Raw genomic sequence first — 23,549 nt, forward strand, 5'->3', positions numbered from 1 at the left:
CCGGCCCTCCTGTCAGGTCTTGGCTGCTTACGAAGGTCTCGGGGCGGGCTCTGGGGGGTGTCCACGCACTGAGACATGCCCACCCTAGCGGGGAGGCCGACGTTTTCAACACCCCCGATCCCGTCGCTGCTGCGAAATCCGCAGGTCTCAGTCTCGTAAACAACGAATTTCATCGGTGCGGCCTTGCGGAAGTGTCGAGACGTCGTGCACAGTGAGGTCGTGGCCAGTCGAAGCGCAGACCAGAGGGACCTCCGCGAGTCCAGGAACGGCAACCCCCACCTGGACGCCGTCTCCCTCGCCATCATCGAGCAGCTCCAGGAGGACGGCCGCCGGCCGTACGCCGCGATCGGCAAGGCCGTCGGCCTGTCCGAGGCGGCCGTGCGCCAGCGCGTCCAGAAGCTGCTCGACCAGGGCGTGATGCAGATCGTCGCCGTCACGGACCCGCTCACCGTGGGCTTCCGCCGGCAGGCGATGGTCGGGGTCAACGTCCAGGGCGACGTGGAGGCCGTCGCGGACGCGCTGACCGACATGTCGGAAGTCGAGTACGTGGTGATGACCGCGGGCTCGTTCGACATCCTCGCGGAGATCGTCTGCGAGGACGACGACCACCTGCTGGACGTCATCAACAAACGCATCCGGACCATGCCCGGTGTGCGCTCCACCGAGAGCTTCGTCTACCTCAAGCTCAAGAAGCAGACCTACATGTGGGGAACCCGATAACCGTGAGCCAGGACCTCAGCCGAACCGCGTACGACCACCTGTGGATGCACTTCACCCGCATGTCCTCGTACGAGAACTCCCCCGTGCCGACGATCGTGCGCGGCGAGGGCACGCACATCTACGACGACAAGGGCAAGCGCTACCTGGACGGTCTCGCGGGTCTGTTCGTGGTCCAGGCCGGGCACGGCCGCACGGAGCTGGCCGAGACCGCCTTCAAGCAGGCGCAGGAGCTGGCGTTCTTCCCGGTGTGGTCCTACGCCCACCCCAAAGCCGTGGAACTGGCCGAGCGTCTCGCGCACCACGCGCCGGGCGACCTGAACAAGGTCTTCTTCACCACCGGCGGCGGCGAGGCGGTGGAGACCGCCTGGAAGCTCGCCAAGCAGTACTTCAAGCTCACCGGCAAGCCCACCAAGTACAAGGTGATCTCCCGCGCGGTCGCCTACCACGGCACCCCGCAGGGCGCGCTGTCCATCACCGGCCTGCCGGGCCTGAAGGCCCCCTTCGAGCCGCTGGTGCCGGGCGCGCACAAGGTCCCGAACACCAACATCTACCGCGCGCCGATCTTCGGCGACGACCCGGAGGCCTTCGGCCGCTGGGCCGCCGACCAGATAGAGCAGCAGATCCTCTTCGAGGGCCCGGACACGGTCGCCGCGGTCTTCCTGGAGCCGGTGCAGAACGCCGGCGGCTGCTTCCCGCCGCCGCCCGGCTACTTCCAGCGGGTCCGCGAGATCTGCGACAAGTACGACGTGCTGCTGGTGTCGGACGAGGTCATCTGCGCCTTCGGCCGGCTCGGCACGATGTTCGCCTGCGACAAGTTCGGCTACGTCCCGGACATGATCACCTGCGCCAAGGGCATGACCTCGGGCTACTCCCCGATCGGCGCGTGCATCGTCTCCGACCGCCTCGCCGAGCCGTTCTACAAGGGCGACAACACCTTCCTGCACGGCTACACCTTCGGCGGCCACCCGGTCTCCGCCGCGGTGGGCCTGGCCAACCTCGACCTGTTCGAGCGCGAGGGCCTGAACCAGCACGTGCTGGACAACGAGGCCGCGTTCCGCTCGACCCTGGAGAAGCTGCACGACCTGCCGATCGTCGGCGACGTCCGCGGCAACGGCTTCTTCTACGGCATCGAACTGGTGAAGGACAAGGACACCAAGGAGTCCTTCACCGAGGAGGAGACCGAGCGCGTCCTCTACGGCTTCCTCTCCAAGGCACTGTTCGACAACGGCCTGTACTGCCGTGCCGACGACCGCGGCGACCCGGTCGTCCAGCTCGCCCCCCCGCTGATCTCCAACCAGGAGACCTTCGACGAGATCGAGCAGATCCTGCGCGCCACGCTGACGGAGGCCTGGACCAAGGTGTGACGCGGGGCGGGCCCACCGCCCCACCCCGCGATCACGCGAGGCACATACCTCCGATCAGATGATCATCTACGGCCCCGGTGCCGCCCGTTCGAGTGAGAAACGGCGGCCCGGGGCCGCGTGCTGTCCGGCCTCCCGCCCTCGGCTGCCTAGCGTGCCAGTGACCGACCGGCTTCGCCTTCGTTCCCCCGGACGGGGGAATCGCGGATCCCGCACGGCATTTCCGATGTGAACCGAGGTGTACGCCATGGTGGTGGCCCCGCCGGACAACGACGTGCTCTGGGCACGCGCCCTGCACTTCACCCACGACGACGGCTCGCCCGCGCTCAGCGGTGTCTCGCTCGGCGTCCGTCAGGGCGAGATCCTCGCCGTGAGCGGCCCGAACGGCAGCGGCAAGACGACCCTGCTGCGCTGCCTGTCGGGGCTGGTGCCCGCGCAGCGCGGCGAGGTCTGGTTCAACAGCACGCCCGTGCACACCATGGGCCCGCTGAGCCGGGAGCGGATGCGCCGCGACCGGTTCGGCTGGATCGACCCGTCCCCCGTGCTCGTCCCGGAGCTGAACGTCTGGGAGAACACGGCGCTGCCCCTGATGCTGCGCGGCACCAGCCGGCGTCGCGCCAAGACGGCCGCCCTGGAGTGGCTGGAGCGCCTCGACGTCGGGGAGCTCACGCGCCGGCGCCCGCACCAGCTGCGCCAGGCCGAGCGGCAGCGCGTGTGCATCGCCCGCGCGCTCGCGCCCGCTCCGACGGTGCTGTTCGCCGACGAGCCCACCGCGCCGCTGCACCGGGCGGACCGCGCCCACGTGCTGCGCACGCTCACCACGGCGGCCCGCTCGCACGGCATCACGGTCGTGCTCGCCACCCACGACACGGAGACCGCGGCCCTCGCCGACCGCACGGTGGCGCTGCTCGACGGGCGGCGCGTGCGGACCGTGCACCTGCCCCCCGTCGGCGAGACGGAGGGCAGGGCGGCGTGCTCGCTCTCCGTCTGACCCGCGCCGCCCGCCCGGCCGTCCAGCTGCGCCGTCTGACGGTCGCGGCGGCGTCTGCGGGCACGGGCTTCCTCCTGCTGTGCACCCTCGGCTACGCGCTCGGCCGGCCCGAGCACTCCGCCGCCGCCGCGCTGCGGCTGTCCTGGTGCGCGGTGCCGCTGGCCGCCACGGTCCACCTCGCGGTGGCGGTCGCCCGCACCGACCCGGGCACCCGGCCCCGCCCCGGCCTGTCCGCGCTCGGACTCGGCCCCGGCCGTCTGATGGCCGTCTCGGCGGTCACGACGGCCCTGTCCTGCACGCTCGGCTCGCTGCTCGCGCTGCTCGCCTTCGTGCTCCTGCGCGGCGACCTCACCACGCTGCCCTTCCACGGCGCGGTCCAGGAGGTTCTCGCCGCGCACCAGCCGCTGCCGGTGCCGGCCGTGCTCACCCTGCTGATGCTCGTTCCCGCCCTCGCGTCGGTGGCGGCGGCCCTGGTGCTGCGGCCGCGCGAGCGCGGGCGGGCGGCCGGGGCACGGGGCGCGGCCCGTGGGTTCGGCCGGTTCGGGGCGTACGGGCGGGCGGGGGCGCGGGAGACGTTCGGGGCCTACGGACGGTTCGGGTCCCGGCTGAGGGGTGGCACGGGCGCGTCCGGAGCCGCGACGAGCGCCGACCCGGCCGCGCCCTCCACCCCCTCCGCGCCGTCCACGGACGGTCGTACGGGCAAGGCGGCGCGGGTCGTCGCGGCGGTGGGCGCTCCGGCGGCCGAGGGCCGTGCGGCCGGCCTGCCCACCGCCGCGGAGGGCTCCCCCACGGCCGACGGCTCCCCCGCGGCGGCGGACGACCGGGCCGGCGCGCTCGCCGATGCGGAGCACGACGACCCGGACCCGCACCGCCCCCCGGCCCCGCGCCGGCCCCCCGCCGGCCTCCCCTGGGGCATCGCCGTCCTCGCGGCCGGCCTGGCCGTGGAGGCGTACGCGAACCGGTTCGTCCCCCTGTCCGGCCCCGCGCGGCCCGGCGACGGGCCGGCCGCTTCGGGGCCCACCCTGCCCGGCGGTCTCGTCGCGGGCACCGCGCCCACCCTCGTCGGCTGGCTGCTGACCGCCCTGGGCCTCGCCCTGGCGGGCCCCGGCCTGACCCATCTGATCGGGCGGCTGCTCCAGGCGGTGCGTCCCGGTGCCGTGCGCCTGCTGGCCGGCCGGGTCCTGATGGAGGAGGCGGGCCGCATCGGCCGCCCACTGGGCGTCGTCTGCGCGGTGGCCTCGGGAACGTACGCCATGATCGTGCTGTACCGCGAAGGCGCACCGGCCTTCGGACCGCTCACCCTGCTCGGCACGCTGCTCGTGACGGGCTGCTCGGTGGCCACCCTGCTGATCGCGGCCGTCGAGGCGCGGCAGGCCCGCGCCGGCACCACAGCCGCGCTGCTGCGGCTCGGCGCGCCCGCCACGACCCTGCGCGCGGCCGCCGCCCTGCGCGCCGCCGCCCTGCTGGGTTTGTTCGGCCCGCTGACCCTGGCCGTCGCCGACCTCGCCGCCCTGCCGCTGGCCCCCTGAGCCGTCGCGGAGGGCGGCACGCGGCGAACGGTCGGCGGCGGCACGGAGATGGTCCGGAGACGGTTCGGAGACGCGGCGCGAGAAGAGTCGGCGGCCGCCGATGAGTTCCGTGCACGTCTCCGGTCTACCCCACCGAACGGCACGGACCCGATGGGAGCCCTCGCATGTACCAGCAGATGATCTTCGTGAACCTGGCCACCGACGACGTCGAGGCGTCCGGGAGGTTCTTCACGGAGCTCGGCTACACGATCAACCCGCAGTTCAGCACCGACGCGTGCGCCTGTGTCGTGATCAGCGACACCATCGTCGCGATGCTGCTCAGCAGGGAGCACTACGCGACCTTCACCCAGAAGGAGATCGTCGACTCGTCGAAGGCCAGCGAGGTGCTGCTCTGCCTGAGCGCCGAGAGCCGCGAGAAGGTGGACGAGCTGGTCGACCGGGCGGTCGCGGCCGGCGGTCGGGCGACGGGCCGGACGCAGGACCACGGCTTCATGTACGGCCGTGCCTTCGACGACCTCGACGGCCACACCTGGGAGGTCATGTGGATGGACCCGGCGGCCGTGCAGAGTTGAGGTCCACAAGGCGTTGAAACATGGGGGTGGTTAATAAGCAGGCAAAGTCAACACGCCCGGGGCGCATATGCATTGACACTGGATGGGGCCCACCAATACACAAGTGAGCTCCTGGGGATGCCGGGGCGTCACCTAACGGCCGCCTCAACTCCCCTTCAACCCCCCTCAATTGCACATCCCCCGAAGGGCAAAGTGGCCATCTTGTCCATATCCCGACGCAGCGCGCGCACCCTGCGCGCCCTCGGTGTCGCCTCCGCGTCCGCCGCCCTCGCGCTCGGCGCGGCGGGCAGCGCGCTCGCCTGCGACATCACCGAGTTCTCCGCCGAGGCCAAGTGCGAGGGCGGCAAGGGCGTCGTCGTCGTCACCGACAAGGACCCCACCGGCACTCCGGCGGTCGTCTCCGTGTTCCTCGAGAACAACGGCGCGGACGCGAGGAAGGTCGGCCAGAAGCGGGTCACCGGTTCGCTCAAGGGCACCGCGGTCACCTTCACGGAGGACTGGCAGCCGAACGCCATCTACCGCGTCCACGTCACGGCCGGCAAGGGCAAGGGCAAGAAGAAGGCGCTGGTCGACGCGGACATCGCGCCGAACCTGACCACGCCGTCCACGGCCTGCACGACGCAGGAGAGCAAGTCCCCGACCCCCTCGACGCCCACGAGCAGGCCGCCCTCCCCGACCAAGTCCGCGCCCGCGGCCGGCGCCACGACGCCGTCCGGTTCGCAGAGCAGCACCGCTCCGGCCGGCACCGCGAGCAACGCTCCGTCGCCCGCGGCCGGTGACTCCAACCTCGCCGAGACCGGAGCGAGTTCGAACACCGGCCTGATCGCCGGGATCGCGGTGGCCCTGGTCGTCGTCGGCGGCGGTGCCGTCTTCCTCGGCCTGCGCCGTCGCGGGGCGAACGGCGGACGCTGACGCCCGGCGCACCCGGCGGGCGGCGGACGCGTCGCCCGCCCGCACACCGCCGGTGGCCCGCCCCCTCGGTCGAGGAGGGGACGGGCCACCGGCGTTCCCCCTCACCCGAAGGTGGCCCGCTCGAGCCAGAACTCCAGCAGGGCGCGGTCCCCGGCCACCTCCAGCTCGGGACTGTCCAGCGGCAGCCGGCTGTAGAAGGCGAGCAGCACGGAGGTGAGCGGTCCGCGCAGGGCGACCGTCGCCTTCTCGTGGCCGCGCCGCCAGGCGACGCCCTTCTCGGTGAGTTCGACGATCCACTCGGCGTTCAGCCCGGGATCGGTGTCGACGGCGTGCAGATGGATGCTGCGGCCCGGTCCGCGCAGTTCCTCGGAGTCCTTGTCCGGCTTCGTCCGCTGCACCCACTCCACGATCTCCAGCCACTCGTCGAGCGCGTCGGCGGCCACTTCGGGAGCCACTTCGTAGGGCAGCCCGGCGGCAAGCGTCGCGTCGGCGCGGTGGACGGTGATCTCATGGGTCATGCGGCGGGCCCAGAAACCCGCGTCGGGCTCCCCGGCCCACGACCACACCCGCGCCTCCGGTCCCGCCTCGCGGAGCGCGTCGACGACCATCCGGCCGCTCTCCGCCAGCCAGGCGTCCAGGGCCGCCGGATCGCCCTGCTCCTCGGGCCCCCGCACGAGCGGGATCCGCTCCTCCGGGATGTCCTCCCGGGCGCGGGTCCGCACCAGCGCCTCGACCCAGCGCAGCGCGCCGCCCATGTGCCGCACCAGGTACTCCAGAGACCATTCCGGGCAGGTCGGCACGGTGGCCGCCAGGTCCGCGCCGGAGGTCACCACGGTTCTCAGCAGTTCGACCTGACGGCCGATCTCGTCGCAGTAGCGGTCGTGTGCGAGTCGTGTCATGGGCCGCACCCTACGGGCGGTCGATCAGCCGAGCACCACGATTTCGGCCGCGTCGAACTCCACGCCGACCTCGTCCCCGACCTCCGGCGCGTGCCGCAGCGCGCAGGCCGCCTCCAGCCTGGGCGCGTCGCCGGGCTGGAGGTGCACCGCGACATGGGTGCCCCGGAAGGCGCGGGCGGCGACCGTGCAGCGCAGGCCCTGGTCGGCCGGGACGAGACGGACCCCGGCGGGCCGAATCAGGAGGGTGCGTACGCCCTGCGGCGCGCCCTCGGGCACGGGCACCTTGCCCCACGGGGTGACCGCGGCCTGGCCGCCGACGGTCGCGTCGGCCACGTTGTCGAAGCCGAGGAAGCGCGCCACGAACGCGTCCGTCGGCCGCTGCCACACCTCGAGCGGCGTGCCGGACTGGGCGATCCGCCCGTCCCGCATCACCACCACCCGGTCGGCGAGCGCGAAGGCCTCGCCCTGGTCGTGGGTGACGGCGAGCACGGTAGTGCCCAACCGGCCGAACAGCTCGCGCAGTTCGACGACGAGCCGCTCCCGCAGCGAGCGGTCGAGCTGTCCGAGCGGTTCGTCGAGCATGAGCAGCCGGGGCCGGGGCGCGAGCGCCCGGGCCAGCGCCACCCGCTGCTGCTCCCCGCCGGAGAGCGCGGACACGGCCCGCGACCCGGCGCCGGGCAGCCCGACCAGCTCCAGCAACTCCCCCACACGTGCGGCCCGTTCGCTCTTCTCCGCGCCGCGCATCCGCAGCCCGAACGCGACGTTGCCGCCTACGTCCCGCTGCGGGAAGAGCTGGTGGTCCTGGAACATCAGCCCGACCTCGCGCCGGTGTGCGGGCACTCCGGCCTGGTCCCGTCCGTCGAGCAGCACCCGGCCGGAGTCCAGCGGCTGCAGCCCGGCCACCGCCCGCAACAGCGTGGACTTGCCGCTGCCGCTGGGACCGAGGACGCACACGATCTCGTGCTGTGCGACATCGAGGTCGACGGCGTCCAGGACCGGCCGCCCGCCGAGGCGGACGGTCGCGGCGGCCAGGCTCAGCAGCATCTAGAACTCCCCGCTCCGGTCGGTGCGCAGCCGCTCCAGGACGAGCAGCGCGGCCGCGCACACCACCATCAGAATCGTCGACAGGGCCATCGCCTGGCCGTAGTTGAGGTCGCCGGGCCGTGCGAGCAGCCGGGCCACGGCGACCGGCAGGGTCGGGTTGTCGGGCCGCGCGATGAACACGGTCGCCCCGAACTCGCCGAGCGACACCGCGAAGGCGAACCCGGCGGCGATCAGCAGCGCCCGGCGCACCATCGGCAGGTCCACCTCGCGCCACACCCGCCACGGCGACGCCCCGAGCACGGCCGCCGCCTCCCGCAGCCGCGCGTCCACCGCCCGCAGCACCGGCAGCATGGTCCGGACCACGAAGGGGACGCCGACCAGGGCCTGGGCGAGCGGCACCAGGATCCAGGAGGACCTCAGATCCAGCGGCGGCTCGTCCAGGGCGATCAGGAACCCGAAACCGACGGTCACCGCGGACACCCCGAGCGGCAGCATCAGCAGCGCGTCGAACCCGCGGCCGATCCGGCCGGCGTCCCGGCGGGTGAGCGCGGCGGCGGCGAGCGCCCCGATCAGCACGGCGATGGCGGTGGCGGCGACCGCGTAGGACAGGGAGGTGCCGATGGCGGTGACCGGCGCCACCAGGAAGGTGCCGCCGTCCGCGTCGGTCAGCGCCCGGTAGTAACCGAGGCCGGGCGCCTGGAGCGACCGCTGCACGAGCACGGCCAGTGGCAGCAGAAGCAGCACCACGACGGTCCCGAGGACGCCCGCGAGGAGCGCCCACTGACCGGCACCGCGCGGCCGGCGCGCGGTCACGGACGCGTCGACGAGCTTCAGGGCCGCCTCCCGCCGCCGTACGGTCCGGGCGTGCGCGGCGAGGATCGCGCCGACCGCCAGGAACTGGACGACGGTGAGGACGGCTGCGGTGGACAGGTCGAAGATCTCGGAGGTCTGCCGGTAGATCTCCACTTCCAGGGTGGAGAAGGTGGGTCCGCCGAGGATCTGCACCACGCCGAAGGAGGTGAAGGTGAACAGGAAGACCATGAGCGCGGCGGCGGCGACCGCGGGCGCGAGGGCGGGCAGGGTGACCTTGCGCCAGGCCCGCAGCGGTGAGGCGCCGAGCATCCGGGCGGCCTCCTCCTGCCGCGGGTCGAGCTGGGCCCACAGACCGCCCACGGTCCGTACGACCACGGCGTAGTTGAAGAAGACGTGCGCCAGCAGGATCGCCCAGACCGTGGTGTCCAGCCGTACGCCCCACAGCTGGTCGAGGAGCCCGCCGCGCCCGACCAGGGCGAGGAAGGCGGTGCCCACGACGACCGTGGGCAGCACGAAGGGCACGGTGACCACCGCGCGCAGAACCTGCCGGCCGGGGAAGTCGAGGCGGGCGAAGACGTACGCGCCGGGCAGCGCGACCAGCAGGGTGAGCGCGGTGGAGGCGCACGCCTGCCAGGTGGTGAACCACAGCACGTGCCGGATGTCGGGCTGCCCGAGCACGTCCACGAGCCGCCCGAAGCGCCAGGCGCCGTCGACCCGGAGGCCGCGCCGGACGATCGCGGCCACCGGGTAGGCGAAGAACAGCGCGAAGAACGCGACGGGCACGGCCATGAGGCCGAACCGCGCCGCGTTCCCCGTACGCATCGGCGCACGGCCCTCGCGCGGGGTCACTTCAGTACGAGCGACGTCCACGACTTGACCCACTGGTCACGGTTGGCGGCGATCTTGCCCGGGGCCATGGTCTCGGGGGCCTTGGCCGGCGGGCCGTACTGGGTGAACTCGGCGGGCACCTTCGCGCCGCCGATCACGGGGTAGACGAACATGTTCAGCGGCATGTCCTCCTGGAACCTCTTGGAGATCAGGAAGTCGACGAGCGCCTTGCCGCCCTTGCTGTTCCTCGCGTTGCTCAGCAGCCCGGCGAACTCGATCTGCCGGAAGCAGGTGCCGGTGGCGACCCCGGTCGGGGCGGTCTTGGGCCGGGGGTCGGCGAAGACGACCTCGGCGGGCGGGGAGGAGGCGTAGGAGACGACGAGCGGCCGGTCGCCCTTGGCCTTCCGGCCGCCCGCGGAGCCGGAGAACTCCTCGTTGTAGGCCTGCTCCCAGCCGTCGACCACCTTGACGCCGTTGGCCTTGAGCTTCTTCCAGTAGCCGGACCAGCCGCCGTCGCCGTACTTCGCGGCGCTGCCGAGCAGGAAGCCGAGGCCGGGCGAGGAGGTGGCGGCGTTCTCGGTGACGAGGAGGTTCTTGTACGCCGGCTTGGCCAGGTCGTCGAAGGACTGCGGCGGGGTCAGCTTGTGCTTGCCGAACCACTCCTTGTCGTAGTTGACGCAGATGTCGCCGTAGTCGATCGGGGTGACGCGGTGCTTGGCCCCGTCGAGCTGGTAGGCGGCGCCGACCTGGTCGAGTCCCTTGGCCCGGTACGGCTGGAACAGCCCGTTGTCGAGGGCGCGGGACAACAGGGTGTTGTCGACGCCGAAGAAGACGTCGCCCTGCGGGTTGTCCTTGGTGAGGACAGCCTTGTTGACGGCCTGTCCGGCGTCGCCGTCCTTGAGGACCCTGACCTTGTACCCGGACTGCTTCTCGAACTCCTTGAGGACGTTCTTCGACACGGCCCACGCGTCGTGGCTGACCAGGGTCACGGTCTTGGTGTCGCCGCCGCTGCCGCCCGCGGAACCGTTCGACGATCCGCACGCGGACAGCGTGACGAGGCCGAGCCCGACGGCCACGGCCACGAAGGTCTTGGTGTGCACTGGATTTTCCTCCTGGGGTTGGCCAGGAAGAGACGCGGCCCTGCCCGGGTCCGGCGGACGGGGTCCGCGGGTTCCCGGGCAGGGCGCAACAGCTCGAGTGAAGACCGATCTCCCTACCCAGAATGACCTGGGCGAGGTTCGGAGGGTCTGCGGCCCGATTGCCGCACTCTCAGCGCTGTGGCGCTCCCCTGTCGGAATATGAAGATGTTGATATATGGACGGCCTCAGACTACCGCCCGTCTCCCTCCCGGAGGCACGCCCGGTCCCGTCTCAGTCGGAACCACCGCTCCCGCCCGGTGGCACATCTGGTCCGTCCCGGTGGCAGCCGCCCGGCCGCTACCTCTCCGTGGCGGCGAGCTGCCCGCACGCCCCGTCGATCTCCTGGCCCCGGGTGTCCCGGATGGTGACCGGTACACCGTGGGCGGCGATCGCCTCGACGAAGGCCTTCTCGTCCTCGGGCCGGGACGCGGTCCACTTGGAGCCCGGAGTCGGGTTCAGCGGGATGAGGTTGACGTGCACCGGCTTGCCCTTGAGCAGCCGTCCGAGCCGGTCCCCGCGCCACGCCTGGTCGTTGATGTCCCGGATCAGCGCGTACTCGATGGACAGCCGGCGCCCGGACCTGGCCGCGTACTCGAACCCGGCGTCCAGCACCTCGCGCACCTTCCACCGGGTGTTCACCGGTACGAGGGTGTCGCGCAGTTCGTCGTCCGGCGCGTGCAGGGAGATGGCCAGGCGGCACTTGAAGCCCTCGTCGGCGAACCGGTGGATGGCCGGGACGAGACCGACGGTGGACACGGTGATCCCGCGCTGCGACAGGCCCAGCCCGTCCGGCTCGGGGTCGGTCAGGGCCCGGATGGATCCGACGACTCGCCGGTAGTTGGCGAGCGGCTCGCCCATGCCCATGAAGACGATGTTGGACAGCCGCGCGGGGCCTCCGGGAACCTCGCCGTCGCGCAGGGCGCGCATCCCGTCCACGATCTGGTGCACGATCTCGGCGGTGGACAGATTGCGGTCCAGACCGGCCTGGCCGGTGGCGCAGAACGGGCAGTTCATACCGCAGCCGGCCTGCGAGCTGATGCACATGGTCACCCGGTCCGGGTAGCGCATGAGCACCGACTCCACGAGGGTGCCGTCGAACAGCCGCCACAGCGTCTTGCGTGTGGTGCCCTGGTCGGTCGACAGGTGCCGCACCACCGTCATCAGGTCCGGCAGCAGCGCCTCCCGCAGCTTGGCGCGCGAGCCGGCGGGGATGTCGGTCCACTGCTCCGGGTCGTGCGCGTACCGCGCGAAGTAGTGCTGCGAGAGCTGCTTGGCACGGAACGGCTTCTCGCCGATCGCGGCGACGGCCTCCTTGCGTTCGGCAGGAGTGAGGTCGGCAAGGTGCCGCGGCGGCTTCTGGGCTCCGCGCGGGGCGACGAAAGTGAGTTCTCCGGGCTTAGGCATGGCGGTACCAGTGTCGCAGATCCAATCGGGTGACCTGCGGCTGTCGGGCCGGGCACCTGTCGCCGGCGGTCGTCACCGGTCGTCACCGAGCGACCTCGGACGGCCCAGAGACGGCCCAGGAATGATCACCGTCCGCTGCTCACCACTCATCGAGCCGGACCCTGACCTGGTGGTTGGGGGCAGCGTGCCGGCAGAGCTGTCTGGAATCACTGTGAGGCGTTGGCGAGGAACGAGAGAACTCTGGGCCAGCCCTGCTCCCTCGCAGCGGCGTCGGCGGCGCGGCTCCCGCCGAGATTCATGTTCCGGCCGGTGGTGGGGTTGGTCAGTGAGACGGCCCGTGCAAGGTAGGGAAAGGTCCCCACGCCGTGCCCGGCCCCGGGGTAGATGAGGGACTGGTGAGGGTGACGGTCGTGGTTGTCGTCGAGTTGGGCGGCGATCTGTCTGGCGAAGGCCGGGGAAGCCCATAGGGCGTCGTCAGCGCCGGCGATGGAGAGGACCGGCCCGCTGAGATGGTCCAGCGGTATGGTGCTCTGGGGGATCGGCCGCCCTTGGTAGGTCCAAGCGTCGCCGCCTTCCGGGAAGCCTGGAAAGACCGTGGAAGAGGGCGAGTACACGACAGCTCCGTGGACGAGCTGGGGGTAGTGCTCGGCCAGGAGCAGAGCGGCCTCGCTGCCGCGCGAATAGCCCATCGCGATGATGTGGGCGGGGTCCGAGGAAGGCTGCGCTGCCAGGAGGTGCGCGGCGGTCGCGAAGTACTCCAGCGGGATGTCCCGCAGAGTTGCGGGCAGGCCCGGCATACGGAAGTAGCCGAGCGACAGCGTCGGATAGCCGTGGGACGCCAGCAGAGCGGCCTCGAACTTCATGCCGACTCCGCCTTCCGATCCACCGAAGGCCAGCACCGCCGGATGGCGCGGGGTGCCCGGAGGGGGCAGGAACAGTTTCCCGAGCAACTTGTCGTGGGCCAGGGACAGGTCCTTGCTCTGCACACCCGGCCTCGCCCATTCGCGGGTGAGGGTACGGCCCGCGAGCGAGCGCCCGTGCGCGGTGACACCGATCCGCACCTTGTACGAGGGAGCGAGATCCGGGTAAAGCGGGGCGAAGGACGCCAGGTCGGGATCGCCGGACGGCGGCCTCATCGACCAGAACAGCCCCATTCCGTCGACCTTGTTGTACGTCCCCGACTCCGGCCGCGACGTGGTGAGGTCGACGACACCGCGGTCGTCCGCGGTGAAGGTTGCCTTCGCTCCCCAGACCTGGCCGTTGTACGCGGTCGCCGAGGAGCCCACGACAATCCGGTCATGCGGGGCGAGGTGCGTGATCCTCATGTGTACCGGCTGATCGACCAGCGCGACCGGCATGTCGACATCGATGGCCGCCCGGGTGCTGACAGGACGCGCCGATGAGCACCCTGCCGCCCCCCACGCGACGATCACTGACATCGCCACACCCAATGCCCGCCACAGTTGCCACTGTCGAGACATCGCGCCCCCATCGCCCCCGAAACCCGCACTACATGTCCCATGAGCAGCGACAGGAGTCAACAGAGCCGTCGTGAGCTCCCCGCCGATCGCTCGTTCACCTCGGACGGCCCGGGCCCGCCGCCGGGGCTCGGCGAAAGGCATGGCCCGGGAGGCCTCACGCCTCCGCCCGCGAATGTCAGTGGCCGCTGTTAGCGTCCGGCCGTTCCGAAAAGCCGGAGAGCGAGGGGTGTATGGGTGCGTCGGGGTGGGACTATTCGGTCCCCTATCAGGAGGATCTCGTCGGGGCCTTCGAGGGGCTGCGGCGGAAGGTCTTCGAGGAGCGGGAGTACTACTGGGGTCCTGGTGCCGACTGGCGGCCGGAGGAGGAGCGGCTGCCGTGGCCGGAGACCATGGACGAGCTGTGGGAGCACGAGCTCGTCCAGCACGCCGGGACGCACTCGATCCTCGACATCTTCCGGATCATCGGGCCGGACGAGGAGCCGGACTACTGCACGATGAAGCAGGTGACCGAGGAGGAGGCGCTGCGCGTCCTGGGCACGCGGAAACCCACCCGGGCTCACGTGCCGCGTTTCGAGGACTTCGACCACTGGCGTTGGTACGGCCGGTGCGCCGTGCTCCACGACGACGAGGGTGAACCGCGGGAGATCTACTTCTGGGGCTACTCCGGCGACTGAGCCGAGCGGGCTTGCGCCTTTCGAGGCCGCCCCAGGGCCGACACTCCACGCACTCCGCCTCCCCCGATCCCTCGCCCCTTACACTCTCCCCGTTACACAACGTGAGGAGCCATGTGAGAAGCGTGATGGAAGCACTACGTAACCCACGGCGCCCTTTCGTGCTCGGCGCGGTGCTGACCGTCGCGCTGGTAGCACAGTCAGCTGCACTCGTCGCCCAGCAGATGCAGATCGACACTCTGCGGACACAGCCCGTCGGCCTCCAGGAGCGCCTCGAGCCCGGTCCCCGCGGGCCGTCCGGCCCGTCCGGCCCTCCCGGTCCGGGCGGGCCCATCGGCCCGCCGGGCAAGGACGGGACGGACGGGAAAGACGGGACGGACGGCAGTGACGGGCAGGACGGCCAGAACGGCCAGAACGGCCAGAACGCTGTCGCCCCGCCGGAGCCGAGCTGCCCTCCGTCAAGATCTTGAACGTGTTCAGCCCTTGCACGTCGATTGCCGTCACGGCGGCCGCAACCCTCATCGCCGGGTGGCCGACCGTCGGTTGCGACCCTCGTCGCCGGGCGGCCGACCGTGAGGAATGAAATGAGAAGTGTGACCGAGGCATGGCGCGGCCCATGGCGCCGCCTTGTGCTCAGCGCGGTACTGACCGTCACGGTCGTCGCACAGTCAGCCACGCTCGTCGCCCACCAGCGCCAGATCGACGAGCTCCGGGCACGGCACGTCGACCTCCAGGGGGGCGGCGTCGAGCACGGCCCCCCGGGACCGCCCGGCCCCTCCGGCCCCTCGGGTCCGCCCGGCCCCACCGGCCCGACGGGCAAAGCGGGGCGGCACGGCAAGGACGGCCTTCACGGCAGGAGGGGCCATGACGGAAGGAGAGGCAGGAACGGCAGGAACGGGCGAGTCATTACCGCGAAGCCGTCGTCGGCAGCCGTCCCCGGTCGCCGCTGAGCGACCTCGGACGGCCCACCGGCGGTCCGGGAAACGGAGCCCTGCCGTCCGCGACGGCGCCCCTCCCGCGTCACTCGTCCGCACCGCCGGGGACGACGCCGGGCACCCGTCCACCGAGGCTGGGACCTGACACAGGTGCGGCGCGCCGCATCGCCGGAATCCCGTCGACCGGATGGGTCGCGGCACGGCGGCCACGCTCCGCCGAAGAAGTGAGGAGTGGTCTCCGCATGTCACACCGCATCGCGACGATGCCGGAGGCCGCCTGGCCGGCCAGGGGGGCGGGGGCTCTGCTGTGCCTCGCGGTGGCCACCGTCCATGTCGTGGACCAGGGCGGCCTCACGGCGACGAGAGACCCCTACTACATCGGCGTCGCCTACCACGTCCTGGAGGTCGCGGCCGTGGTCGCCGCCGTGCTGCTCCTCATCGGTCTGGTCCGACTGGGATGGCTGCTGGCGGCCGGGGTCGCCGCCGGCCCTCTGCTCGGCTACGTCCTCTCCAGGGGGCCGGGACTGCCCGGCTACACCGACGACATCGGCAACTGGACGGAACCGATCGGGCTGGTCAGCCTGGCCCTCGAAGGTTCCCTGCTCCTCCTGTCGGTGCCGCTCGTCGTTCGAAGCCTGCGCCGCGGGCCCCGCTAGGCAGCTCGTCGCACCTTCGGCACAGCCTCGCCGTGACCATCCACGAGCGGTCACCCCGGCCACTGCCGACACGCTTCCTGACGGTTCCGGGCCCCGGGTGCGGGTGGCTGCATCCAGGGCCCGCGTGTGCGCCGAATACGTGCGTATGGGGACGATTGACCTGTTGAGGTGCCAATCGGCCCCTTGTGATGGTGAGGCCCACCGCGTTCCCTGGAGGGATGGCGGGTGGGGCGTACGGGACGTGCCGCTGGAGGTGGCCACAGTGCGAGACGTCATCGGCAGACTGGCGGGCGCCCGTGTCTGGCGTCATCCCGCGACCGTCACGGTGGCGCTGTCGCTCCTCCCGGTCATCCTGCTGGTGGTGGACGTGCTGACGCCGGAGGACGTCCGTTTCGGCGCGCTGATGGTCGCGGCGCCCGCCCTCGCGGCCATCTTCTGCAGCCCCACCGGCGTCCTCGTCGTGATCGCGGTGACCCTGCCCTGCGTGGTCGGCGCGTCCGCGGCGAACGACATACTCGACAGTGCCAACTTCCCGACCCAGCTGGGCACCATCACGCTGATCAGCGTGGCCGCCCTCGCGGCCAGCGCCGTGCGGATGCGCAGGGAGCAGGAACTGGCCCGGTCCCGCTGGGTCGCCCAGGTCACCCAGCGCGTCCTGCTGCACCCGCTGCCGCGCAAGGTCGGCACCTTCGACCTCGCCTCGCTCTATCTGGCGGCCGACGAGGAGGCCGCCATAGGCGGCGACCTGTACGCCGTCGCCCGCTGCGGCTCGTCCGCGCGGATCCTGCTGGGCGACGTGCAGGGCAAGGGGCTGGCCGCGCTGGAGATGGTCAGCTCCGTGCTGAACACCTTCCGGCACTCGGTGCGGCACGGCAGCCCACTGCCGGAGGTGGTGCGCGAGCTGGAGACGTCCTTCCGGGAGGAGATGCGCGAGCTGTGCGAGGCGGCCGACGCCGCTCCCGGCCCGGGCACCGCGCGCTACGCGGACCAGGCTGCCGGCGCCGGCGTTCCGTACGCCACCGACGTGGTGGTCGGCGCGGCCGTCCCGTACGGCGCGGACGCGATTCCCAGCGTGGGCAGCTCGCCCGGCGAGGAGTCGTTCGTCACCGCGGTCGTGGTGGAGCTGCCCGACGACGGCCCCATGCGCCTGGTGAATCTGGGGCATCCGCCGCCGCTGCTCCTGCACGACGGGACGGTCCGCGCCCTGGAACCGAAGGTGCCGGTGCCCCCGCTCGGCCTCGCCGACCTCAACGGCGGGGACATCGTGGTGGAGGAGGCCGACTTCCCGCCGGGCGCCGTCCTGCTGCTCTACACCGACGGGGTGACCGAGGCCCGCGGGCCGTCCGGCGCCTTCTACCCGCTCGCCGACCGGCTGCGGCGCTGGACCGCGCTGCCCCCGGACGCCCTGCTGACCGCCGTCCACGCGGATCTGCGGCGGTACGTGGGTGGTGCCCGGCTCGCCGACGACGTGGCCATGGTGGCGGTCCGGCGCTCCCCCACCGCCGTCGCCGCCACCCCGGACACGGACCCCGACGCCCTCACGGACGCACTCCTGGAGGACTGACACCGGCGGAGCGGCACGGACGGAAACGGACGGAACGAGGGAAGGGACCGGCGGCCACGGCCTCGCGGGTCCCTTCCCTCATGTCTTCCGCACGGACGGGTACGTCCGCGTACGCGTCGTCCTCGGTCAGCCGCTCCCGACGAAGAGCACCATCAGCAGCCACACCACGGGCGCGGTGGGCAGCAGCGAGTCCAGGCGGTCCATGATGCCGCCGTGGCCCGGCAGCAGCGTGCCCATGTCCTTGATGCCCAGGTCCCGCTTGATCATGGACTCGCCGAGGTCGCCGAGCGTGGCGCTGGCGGCGACCGCCAGGCCGAGCAGCAGACCCTGCCACCAGCTGCCGCCGTCGATCAGGAACTGCATGCACAGCGCCCCGGCCACCATGGCGAACGCGACCGCGCCGACCAGTCCCTCTCGGGTCTTGCCGGGGCTGATGCGCGGGGCGAGCTTGTGCGTGCCGAAGCGCCAGCCGACGGCGTACGCCCCGGTGTCGCTGACCACGGTCAGCAGCAGGAACGTCAGCACCCGGAACGGGCCGTCCTCGGCGCTGAGCATCATCGCGACGAACGTGGCCAGGAACGGCACGTAGAACGCGGCGAAGACACCCGCCGTGACATCCCTCAGGTAGCCCTCGGGCGTTTCCGTCATGCGCCAGACCAGGACCGCGAGCGCGGTCAGCGCCATCGCCACCCAGGCGCCCTCGGCGTCCCGGACGTATCCGGCGACCACCATCGCGGCACCGCCGACCGCGAGCGGGACGAGCGGCGCCCTGATGCCCTTGCGCTCCTCCAGCCGCTTGGTCAGCTCCCACAGCCCCACGACGACCGCGACGGCGACCACACCGACGAACACGGCCTTGACGACGAACAGCGACGCGATGATCACGACACCGAGCCCGACACCGACTCCTATGGCAGCGCCCAGGTCGCGGCCCGCGCTCTTCTTCTGCGGTGCGGGCGGCACCGGCTGCGGGGCGTCGGGCATGGGCTCCGGATTCTGCGACGCCGCCCCGGGGAAGGACGACGTCTGCGGCATGTCGTAGGGCCGCGGCAGGACTGCTTCGTAAGGCTGCGGCGGGTCGTCGGGGTGGAACAGGGGGCCGCTCGGCCGAGCGGCCCCCCGGTCGTCATCCTGGATTCCGCCGTGAACGGGCACGTCGGGCACGACGGGCATGGGGCGAGTCTGCTGGGCGTTGTGCGCATCGTACGCGGGACCCGCCGGGACGGCCCCCTGGACCGGCCCCTGCACGGGTCCCTGGTCCGCGGGCCCCCAGTACCCGGCCTGTTGCGGCGCTCCCCAGGAAGAGTCGTTCATCAGACCTCGAGCAGCTCCGCTTCCTTGTGCTTCAGGAGCTCGTCGACCTGCGCGACGTACTTCGCGGTGAGGTCGTCGAGCTCCTTCTCCGCACGGCGGCCCTCGTCCTCGCCGACCTCGCCGTCCTTGATCAGCTTGTCGATGGCGTCCTTGGCCTTGCGGCGGACGGAGCGGATGGACACCTTGGCGTCCTCGCCCTTGCCCTTGGCGACCTTGATGTACTCGCGGCGGCGCTCCTCGGTGAGCTCGGGGAACACCACACGGATGATGTTGCCGTCGTTGCTCGGGTTGACGCCCAGGTCGGAGTCGCGGATCGCCTGCTCGATGTTGCGCAGCGCGCTCTTGTCGAACGGGGTCACGACGGCCATGCGCGGCTCCGGCACGGAGAACGAGGCCAGCTGGTTGATCGGCGTCGGCGCGCCGTAGTAGTCGGCCACGATCTTGTTGAACATCGCCGGGTGCGCACGGCCGGTGCGGATCGCGGCGAAGTCCTCCTTGGCGACCACGACGGCCTTCTCCATCTTCTCCTCGGCCTCGAGGAGGGTCTCTTCGATCACCACTTGCTCCTGCGTGTCTGTGAGTAGGCCCGGCTGCGGTTCCTTGTCAGGGCGGCGGCCGGCTGCGTCGCGTCTTCTTCCTGCACGGTTCCCGACCGGCAGGACATTGTCCATCCCCCGGCCGGGTCCGTCCCGCCCGTCCCCCGGGCGGGTGCCGTTCCGCGGACCGGACGGCTCCGGTCGGTTCCGGAACCGGATGGTTCTGCGGTCAGTCCCGGCTGCCGTGGTCGCCCACGAGCGTGCCGATCTTCTCACCCTTGACGGCGCGGGCGATATTGCCCTCCTTCAGGAGCTCGAAGACGACGATCGGGAGCTTGTTGTCGCGGCACAGCGTGATCGCCGTGGCGTCGGCGACCTTCAGGTCGCGCGTGATGACCTCGCCGTAGCCGAGCGAATCGAACTTCACGGCGTCCGGGTTGGCCTTCGGGTCGGAGTCGTACACCCCGTCCACGCCGTTCTTGCCCATCAGCAGCGCCTCGGCGTCGATCTCCAGGGCGCGCTGGGCGGCGGTGGTGTCGGTGGAGAAGTACGGCATTCCCATGCCGGCGCCGAAGATGACCACGCGGCCCTTCTCCAGGTGCCGCACGGCGCGCAGCGGGATGTACGGCTCGGCGACCTGGCCCATGGTGATGGCGGTCTGGACCCGGCTGTCGATGCCTTCCTTCTCCAGGAAGTCCTGCAGGGCGAGGCAGTTCATCACGGTGCCGAGCATGCCCATGTAGTCCGAGCGGGCGCGGTCCATGCCGCGCTGCTGGAGTTCGGCACCGCGGAAGAAGTTGCCGCCTCCGATAACGACCGCGATCTCGGCGCCGTCCCGGACGACGGCCGCGATCTCACGGGCGATGGCGTGCACCACGTCGGGGTCCACGCCCAGGCCCCCACCGCCGGAGAAGGCCTCGCCGGACAGCTTCAGCAGAAACCGGCCGGGTACTTTGCCGTCGTCGCTCTTCTGGGCCTTGGTGGTCATGGAGATCCCGCCTCTTTTACGTGGTGCACATGCGAAGAAGGCCATTGCCGGTGGGGAGTGTTTCGCATCCCATGCGCGGCAATGGCCTCCTCGTCAGATCTGCTGTCGTCCGTCACGCGCGTGTGCGTGCGTGACGCATCCGCGAGCCACACGGACGACTGCTGTCGACCCTATCCGGGTCGGGCGTCCGTCGCGGTACGGACTCAGATGCCGACCTTGATGCGCGTGAAGCGCTTCAGGGTGACACCGGCCTCGTCCAGAACCTTCTGGACGGACTTCTTGTTGTCCAGGGCGTACGGCTGGCCGAGCAGGGTGGCGTCCTTGAAGAAGCCGTTCAGACGACCCTCGACGATCTTGGCGATCGCGGCCTCGGGCTTGCCCTCGGCGCGGGTGGTCTCCTCGGCGATGCGACGCTCGGACTCGACGACCTCGGCCGGGACGTCCTCCTTGGCGAGGTACTTCGGCGCGAAGGCGGCGATGTGCTGGGCGATGCCCTTGGCGACCTCGGCGTTCGGCTTGTCGAACTCGACGAGGACACCGATCTGCGGGGGCAGGTCGGGCATCGTGCGGTGCATGTACGCGGTCACGTAGCCGTCGGCGAACTGCGCGAAGCGGTCCAGGACGATCTTCTCGCCGAGGTTGGCGTTGGCCTCGTCCACGAAGGCCTGGACCGTCTTGCCGGCCTCGATCTCGGAGGCGAGCAAGGCCTCCAGGTCGGCCGGGGAGGTCTTGGCGACGTGCTCGGCGATCGCGGTGGCGGCGGCCTGGAACTTGTCACCCTTGGCGACGAAGTCCGTCTCGCACTTCAGCTCGACAAGGACGCCGGAGGAGTTGTCGTCGGCGATGATCGAGACCACGGCGCCGTTCTCGGCGGAGCGGCCCTCGCGCTTGGCGACGCCCTTCTGGCCCTTGATGCGCAGCGCCTCGACGGCCTTCTCGACGTTGCCCTCGGCCTCGTCCAGCGCCTTCTTGCAGTCCATCATGCCGGCGCCCGTGAGCTCGCGGAGCTTCTTGACGTCGGCGGCGGTGTAGTTCGCCATGAGTCTGTGAGTCTTTCTCGAAGTCTGGAAGATCGAAGATCAGGGGGTCCGCGGTTCCCATGGAGAGGGAGGCCGCTGACGCACCGCTGGCCTACGGGTGAACGGCGGGAGCGGACTTCATGTCGGCGCTCCCGCCGTCAACGCCGACGGGTCAGGCCTGCTCGCCCTCGGCGGCCGGAGCCTCCGTGGCCGGGGCCTCGGCGGCCGGAGCCTCCGTGGCGGGGGCCTCGGCGGCCGGAGCCTCCGTGGCGGGGGCCTCCGTGGCGGGGGCCTCGGCGGCGGCCGGGGCCTCCTCGGCCTTCTTCTCGCCCTCGAGCAGGTCGCGCTCCCACTCGGCGAGCGGCTCGCCCGCGGCCTTCTCGCCCTTGCCCTCGGCCGCGGCGCCGGAACGGGCGATGAGGCCCTCGGCGACGGCGTCGGCGATCACACGGGTGAGCAGGGTGACGGAGCGGATCGCGTCGTCGTTGCCCGGGATCTTGTAGTCGACCTCGTCGGGGTCGCAGTTGGTGTCGAGGATGGCGACGACCGGGATGTTGAGCTTCCGGGCCTCACCGACCGCGATGTGCTCCTTCTTGGTGTCCACGATCCAGACGGCGCTGGGCACCTTCTGCATCTCGCGGATACCGCCGAGGGTCTTCTCCAGCTTGGCCTTCTCGCGGGAGAGGACCAGCAGCTCCTTCTTGGTGAGGCCGGAGGCGGCCACGTCCTCGAAGTCGATCTGCTCGAGCTCCTTGAGGCGCTGCAGACGCTTGTAGACGGTCGAGAAGTTGGTGAGCATGCCGCCCAGCCAGCGCTGGTTGACGTAGGGCATGCCGACGCGGGTGGCCTGCTCGGCGATGGCCTCCTGCGCCTGCTTCTTCGTGCCGACGAACATGACCGTGCCGCCGTGGGCGACGGTCTCCTTGACGAACTCGTAGGCGCGGTCGATGTACGACAGCGACTGGAGCAGGTCGATGATGTAGATGCCGTTGCGCTCGGTGAAGATGAAGCGCTTCATCTTCGGGTTCCAGCGACGGGTCTGGTGACCGAAGTGGACGCCGCTCTCCAGCAGCTCCCGCATCGTGACGACGGCCATGGCCGTATCTCCTTGAATTTCTCGGTTGTGCCGCGGATGCCGGACGGCTTCCGCGCCTGACGCCCACAACGCGCCGTGCCGCTGAGGACCGAGAGGCGCTGACACCGACCGTCTCCGGTCAGGATGTCGGGGCGTGCGAAGTCGACCCGGTGCCCCGGATCGCCACCAGAAGTGTACGGGACCCGGGAGGCCTCGGGTGACGCCGCTGTCCACAACCGGTGGGTTGTCCACAGATCCCGGCCGTGATCGGCGGGGTGCGGGAGGGTGGGCGCATGGATCACATGCGGGCAAGGCCGACGAGTCGGGCGGGCGGGTCGCGGACCTCGCACGGTTCGCTGCTCGGTGCGGTGGTGAGTGTGCTGGTGTCGGTGGGCGTCCTGGCGTCGGCGGGGTGGACGGCTTGGGCGGGTGGTGGGGGCGACGGCAGCGGCGGTGGGGGCGGTAGTGGTGGCGGTCCGGCGCCGCCGCCCCGGTCCGCGGCCCCGGCGGACCCGGGCGCGCCGGCTCCGCGGACACCCGTCCCGGCCGCGGGTCGCGCCTGGCCCGTGGGCGTACGTCCGCCGGTCCTGCGGGGCTGGGAGCCGCCGGCATCGGTGTACGGCCCCGGGCATCGCGGGGTGGACCTCGGCGCGTCGGCGGGCGCTCCCGTACGGGCGGTCGCCGCGGGGCGGGTGCTCTTCGCGGGGCGGGTCGCGGGGCGCGGGGTCGTCTCCGTGGCACTCACGGGCACGGGAGAGCCGCCCCTGCGGACGACCTACGAACCGGTCCGGGCGTCGGTCGCCGCGGGCGAGGAGGTGACGGCGGGCCAGGTGGTCGGCACCGTCGAGGCGACGGGTTCGCACTGCGCGGCCACGTGCGTGCACTGGGGCCTGCTCCGGGGCGACACCTACCTGAACCCCCTGAGCCTGCTCCCCCCATGGCTGCTCCACCCGGGCCCGTCGAGACTCCTGCCGGTACTGGGAGTACCGCCGCCCCGCACCGGGACGACCGCGGGGGCGGACACGGGGGCGGGGTCGCGATCGATGCCGTCGGGCCGGTGAACATTCGGCGAGGGGTGCTGCTCGGCGGGGACGGGGC

Annotated in this window: 21 protein-coding genes and 1 riboswitch; of the genes, 10 read left to right on the forward strand and 11 right to left on the reverse strand. The window is 71.5% G+C overall.

Annotated elements, in window-relative coordinates:
• The first annotated feature begins 204 nt into the window (after positions 1-204).
• From ACIPM1_RS26325 to ACIPM1_RS26350, 6 genes are all read left to right on the forward strand, one after another.
• Positions 205-720, forward strand: coding sequence for an Lrp/AsnC family transcriptional regulator (locus ACIPM1_RS26325; RefSeq protein WP_402438776.1), 516 nt, complete (start codon positions 205-207; stop codon positions 718-720).
• On the forward strand, positions 705-2,084 hold the full coding sequence (locus ACIPM1_RS26330) for an aspartate aminotransferase family protein (RefSeq protein ID WP_402438777.1): 1,380 nt from the start codon (positions 705-707) through the stop codon (positions 2,082-2,084). The genes ACIPM1_RS26325 and ACIPM1_RS26330 overlap by 16 nt, the downstream gene beginning before the upstream one ends.
• Positions 2,085-2,331: 247 nt before the next feature.
• On the forward strand, positions 2,332-3,072 hold the full coding sequence (locus ACIPM1_RS26335; RefSeq protein WP_356191322.1) for an ATP-binding cassette domain-containing protein: 741 nt from the start codon (positions 2,332-2,334) through the stop codon (positions 3,070-3,072).
• Positions 3,054-4,601, forward strand: a complete 1,548-nt coding sequence (locus ACIPM1_RS26340) for a hypothetical protein (RefSeq protein ID WP_402438779.1) — start codon at positions 3,054-3,056, stop codon at positions 4,599-4,601. The genes ACIPM1_RS26335 and ACIPM1_RS26340 overlap by 19 nt, the downstream gene beginning before the upstream one ends.
• A gap of 164 nt (positions 4,602-4,765) precedes the next feature.
• The gene (locus ACIPM1_RS26345; protein WP_402438781.1) at positions 4,766-5,173 is read left to right on the forward strand and encodes a VOC family protein; all 408 of its coding nucleotides are present in this window, start codon (positions 4,766-4,768) and stop codon (positions 5,171-5,173) included.
• 201 nt (positions 5,174-5,374) lie between these two features.
• Positions 5,375-6,085 (forward strand): LAETG motif-containing sortase-dependent surface protein, encoded by a 711-nt coding sequence (locus tag ACIPM1_RS26350; RefSeq protein WP_402438783.1) that lies wholly within the window; start codon positions 5,375-5,377, stop codon positions 6,083-6,085.
• A 101-nt stretch (positions 6,086-6,186) separates the two neighbouring features.
• Here the strand turns inward: ACIPM1_RS26350 and ACIPM1_RS26355 are convergent, their stop codons facing one another.
• From ACIPM1_RS26355 to ACIPM1_RS26380, 6 genes are all read right to left on the reverse strand, one after another.
• Complete coding sequence (locus ACIPM1_RS26355) at positions 6,187-6,984, reverse strand: maleylpyruvate isomerase family mycothiol-dependent enzyme (RefSeq protein WP_402438785.1); 798 nt, start codon at positions 6,982-6,984, stop codon at positions 6,187-6,189.
• Positions 6,985-7,008: 24 nt separating this feature from the next.
• Complete coding sequence (locus ACIPM1_RS26360; RefSeq protein WP_402438786.1) at positions 7,009-8,028, reverse strand: ABC transporter ATP-binding protein; 1,020 nt, start codon at positions 8,026-8,028, stop codon at positions 7,009-7,011.
• Entirely contained in the window at positions 8,029-9,663 is a 1,635-nt protein-coding gene (locus ACIPM1_RS26365; RefSeq protein WP_402438788.1) for an ABC transporter permease, read from the reverse strand.
• A 23-nt stretch (positions 9,664-9,686) separates the two neighbouring features.
• Positions 9,687-10,769 (reverse strand): thiamine ABC transporter substrate-binding protein, encoded by a 1,083-nt coding sequence (locus tag ACIPM1_RS26370; RefSeq protein WP_356191193.1) that lies wholly within the window; start codon positions 10,767-10,769, stop codon positions 9,687-9,689.
• 92 nt (positions 10,770-10,861) lie between these two features.
• Positions 10,862-10,969: riboswitch (TPP riboswitch) on the reverse strand.
• A 136-nt stretch (positions 10,970-11,105) separates the two neighbouring features.
• Positions 11,106-12,212 (reverse strand): 23S rRNA (adenine(2503)-C(2))-methyltransferase RlmN, encoded by a 1,107-nt coding sequence (rlmN, locus tag ACIPM1_RS26375; RefSeq protein WP_402438790.1) that lies wholly within the window; start codon positions 12,210-12,212, stop codon positions 11,106-11,108.
• A 206-nt stretch (positions 12,213-12,418) separates the two neighbouring features.
• The gene (locus ACIPM1_RS26380; protein ID WP_402438792.1) at positions 12,419-13,651 is read right to left on the reverse strand and encodes an acyl-CoA thioesterase/bile acid-CoA:amino acid N-acyltransferase family protein; all 1,233 of its coding nucleotides are present in this window, start codon (positions 13,649-13,651) and stop codon (positions 12,419-12,421) included.
• 272 nt (positions 13,652-13,923) lie between these two features.
• Here ACIPM1_RS26380 and ACIPM1_RS26385 point away from each other — a divergent pair, with 272 nt between their 5' ends.
• The 3 genes from ACIPM1_RS26385 (at position 13,924) to ACIPM1_RS26395 (ending at position 17,519) form a co-directional block, all read left to right on the forward strand.
• Complete coding sequence (locus tag ACIPM1_RS26385) at positions 13,924-14,367, forward strand: hypothetical protein (protein ID WP_402438794.1); 444 nt, start codon at positions 13,924-13,926, stop codon at positions 14,365-14,367.
• A gap of 1,174 nt (positions 14,368-15,541) precedes the next feature.
• Positions 15,542-15,955, forward strand: a complete 414-nt coding sequence (locus tag ACIPM1_RS26390; RefSeq protein WP_402438795.1) for a hypothetical protein — start codon at positions 15,542-15,544, stop codon at positions 15,953-15,955.
• 262 nt (positions 15,956-16,217) lie between these two features.
• A complete protein-coding gene (locus ACIPM1_RS26395; RefSeq protein WP_402438797.1) occupies positions 16,218-17,519 on the forward strand; it encodes a PP2C family protein-serine/threonine phosphatase in 1,302 nt (433 codons plus the stop codon).
• Positions 17,520-17,645: 126 nt separating this feature from the next.
• Here the strand turns inward: ACIPM1_RS26395 and ACIPM1_RS26400 are convergent, their stop codons facing one another.
• From ACIPM1_RS26400 to rpsB, 5 genes are all read right to left on the reverse strand, one after another.
• Positions 17,646-18,833, reverse strand: a complete 1,188-nt coding sequence (locus ACIPM1_RS26400) for a phosphatidate cytidylyltransferase (RefSeq protein WP_402438799.1) — start codon at positions 18,831-18,833, stop codon at positions 17,646-17,648.
• Positions 18,833-19,390: a ribosome recycling factor gene (gene frr / locus ACIPM1_RS26405; protein WP_039656445.1), complete on the reverse strand. Its 558-nt coding sequence runs from the start codon at positions 19,388-19,390 to the stop codon at positions 18,833-18,835. Before frr ends, ACIPM1_RS26400 begins: the two co-directional genes overlap by 1 nt.
• A gap of 208 nt (positions 19,391-19,598) precedes the next feature.
• Entirely contained in the window at positions 19,599-20,357 is a 759-nt protein-coding gene (gene pyrH / locus ACIPM1_RS26410) for a UMP kinase (protein WP_402438801.1), read from the reverse strand.
• 203 nt (positions 20,358-20,560) lie between these two features.
• The gene (gene tsf / locus ACIPM1_RS26415; protein WP_356191738.1) at positions 20,561-21,397 is read right to left on the reverse strand and encodes a translation elongation factor Ts; all 837 of its coding nucleotides are present in this window, start codon (positions 21,395-21,397) and stop codon (positions 20,561-20,563) included.
• Positions 21,398-21,548: 151 nt separating this feature from the next.
• Positions 21,549-22,472, reverse strand: coding sequence for a 30S ribosomal protein S2 (rpsB, locus tag ACIPM1_RS26420; protein ID WP_402438803.1), 924 nt, complete (start codon positions 22,470-22,472; stop codon positions 21,549-21,551).
• A gap of 545 nt (positions 22,473-23,017) precedes the next feature.
• Between rpsB and ACIPM1_RS26425 the strand changes: the two genes are divergently transcribed.
• Entirely contained in the window at positions 23,018-23,512 is a 495-nt protein-coding gene (locus tag ACIPM1_RS26425; protein WP_402438805.1) for a peptidoglycan DD-metalloendopeptidase family protein, read from the forward strand.
• The last annotated feature ends 37 nt before the right edge of the window (positions 23,513-23,549 follow it).

It is taken from the genome of Streptomyces sp. NPDC086766 (assembly GCF_044746005.1).
In the GTDB taxonomy this organism is placed as follows: domain Bacteria; phylum Actinomycetota; class Actinomycetes; order Streptomycetales; family Streptomycetaceae; genus Streptomyces.

Coding starts and splice junctions, on each gene's coding strand:
- ACIPM1_RS26345 (WP_402438781.1), top strand. CDS start 4,766: ATGTACCAGCAGATGATCTTCGTGAACCTGGCCACCGACGACGTCGAG.
- ACIPM1_RS26355 (WP_402438785.1), bottom strand. CDS start 6,984: ATGACACGACTCGCACACGACCGCTACTGCGACGAGATCGGCCGTCAG.
- ACIPM1_RS26360 (WP_402438786.1), bottom strand. CDS start 8,028: ATGCTGCTGAGCCTGGCCGCCGCGACCGTCCGCCTCGGCGGGCGGCCG.
- ACIPM1_RS26365 (WP_402438788.1), bottom strand. CDS start 9,663: ATGCGTACGGGGAACGCGGCGCGGTTCGGCCTCATGGCCGTGCCCGTC.
- rlmN (WP_402438790.1), bottom strand. CDS start 12,212: ATGCCTAAGCCCGGAGAACTCACTTTCGTCGCCCCGCGCGGAGCCCAG.
- ACIPM1_RS26380 (WP_402438792.1), bottom strand. CDS start 13,651: ATGTCAGTGATCGTCGCGTGGGGGGCGGCAGGGTGCTCATCGGCGCGT.
- ACIPM1_RS26385 (WP_402438794.1), top strand. CDS start 13,924: ATGGGTGCGTCGGGGTGGGACTATTCGGTCCCCTATCAGGAGGATCTC.
- ACIPM1_RS26390 (WP_402438795.1), top strand. CDS start 15,542: ATGTCACACCGCATCGCGACGATGCCGGAGGCCGCCTGGCCGGCCAGG.
- ACIPM1_RS26400 (WP_402438799.1), bottom strand. CDS start 18,833: ATGAACGACTCTTCCTGGGGAGCGCCGCAACAGGCCGGGTACTGGGGG.
- pyrH (WP_402438801.1), bottom strand. CDS start 20,357: ATGACCACCAAGGCCCAGAAGAGCGACGACGGCAAAGTACCCGGCCGG.
- tsf (WP_356191738.1), bottom strand. CDS start 21,397: ATGGCGAACTACACCGCCGCCGACGTCAAGAAGCTCCGCGAGCTCACG.
- rpsB (WP_402438803.1), bottom strand. CDS start 22,472: ATGGCCGTCGTCACGATGCGGGAGCTGCTGGAGAGCGGCGTCCACTTC.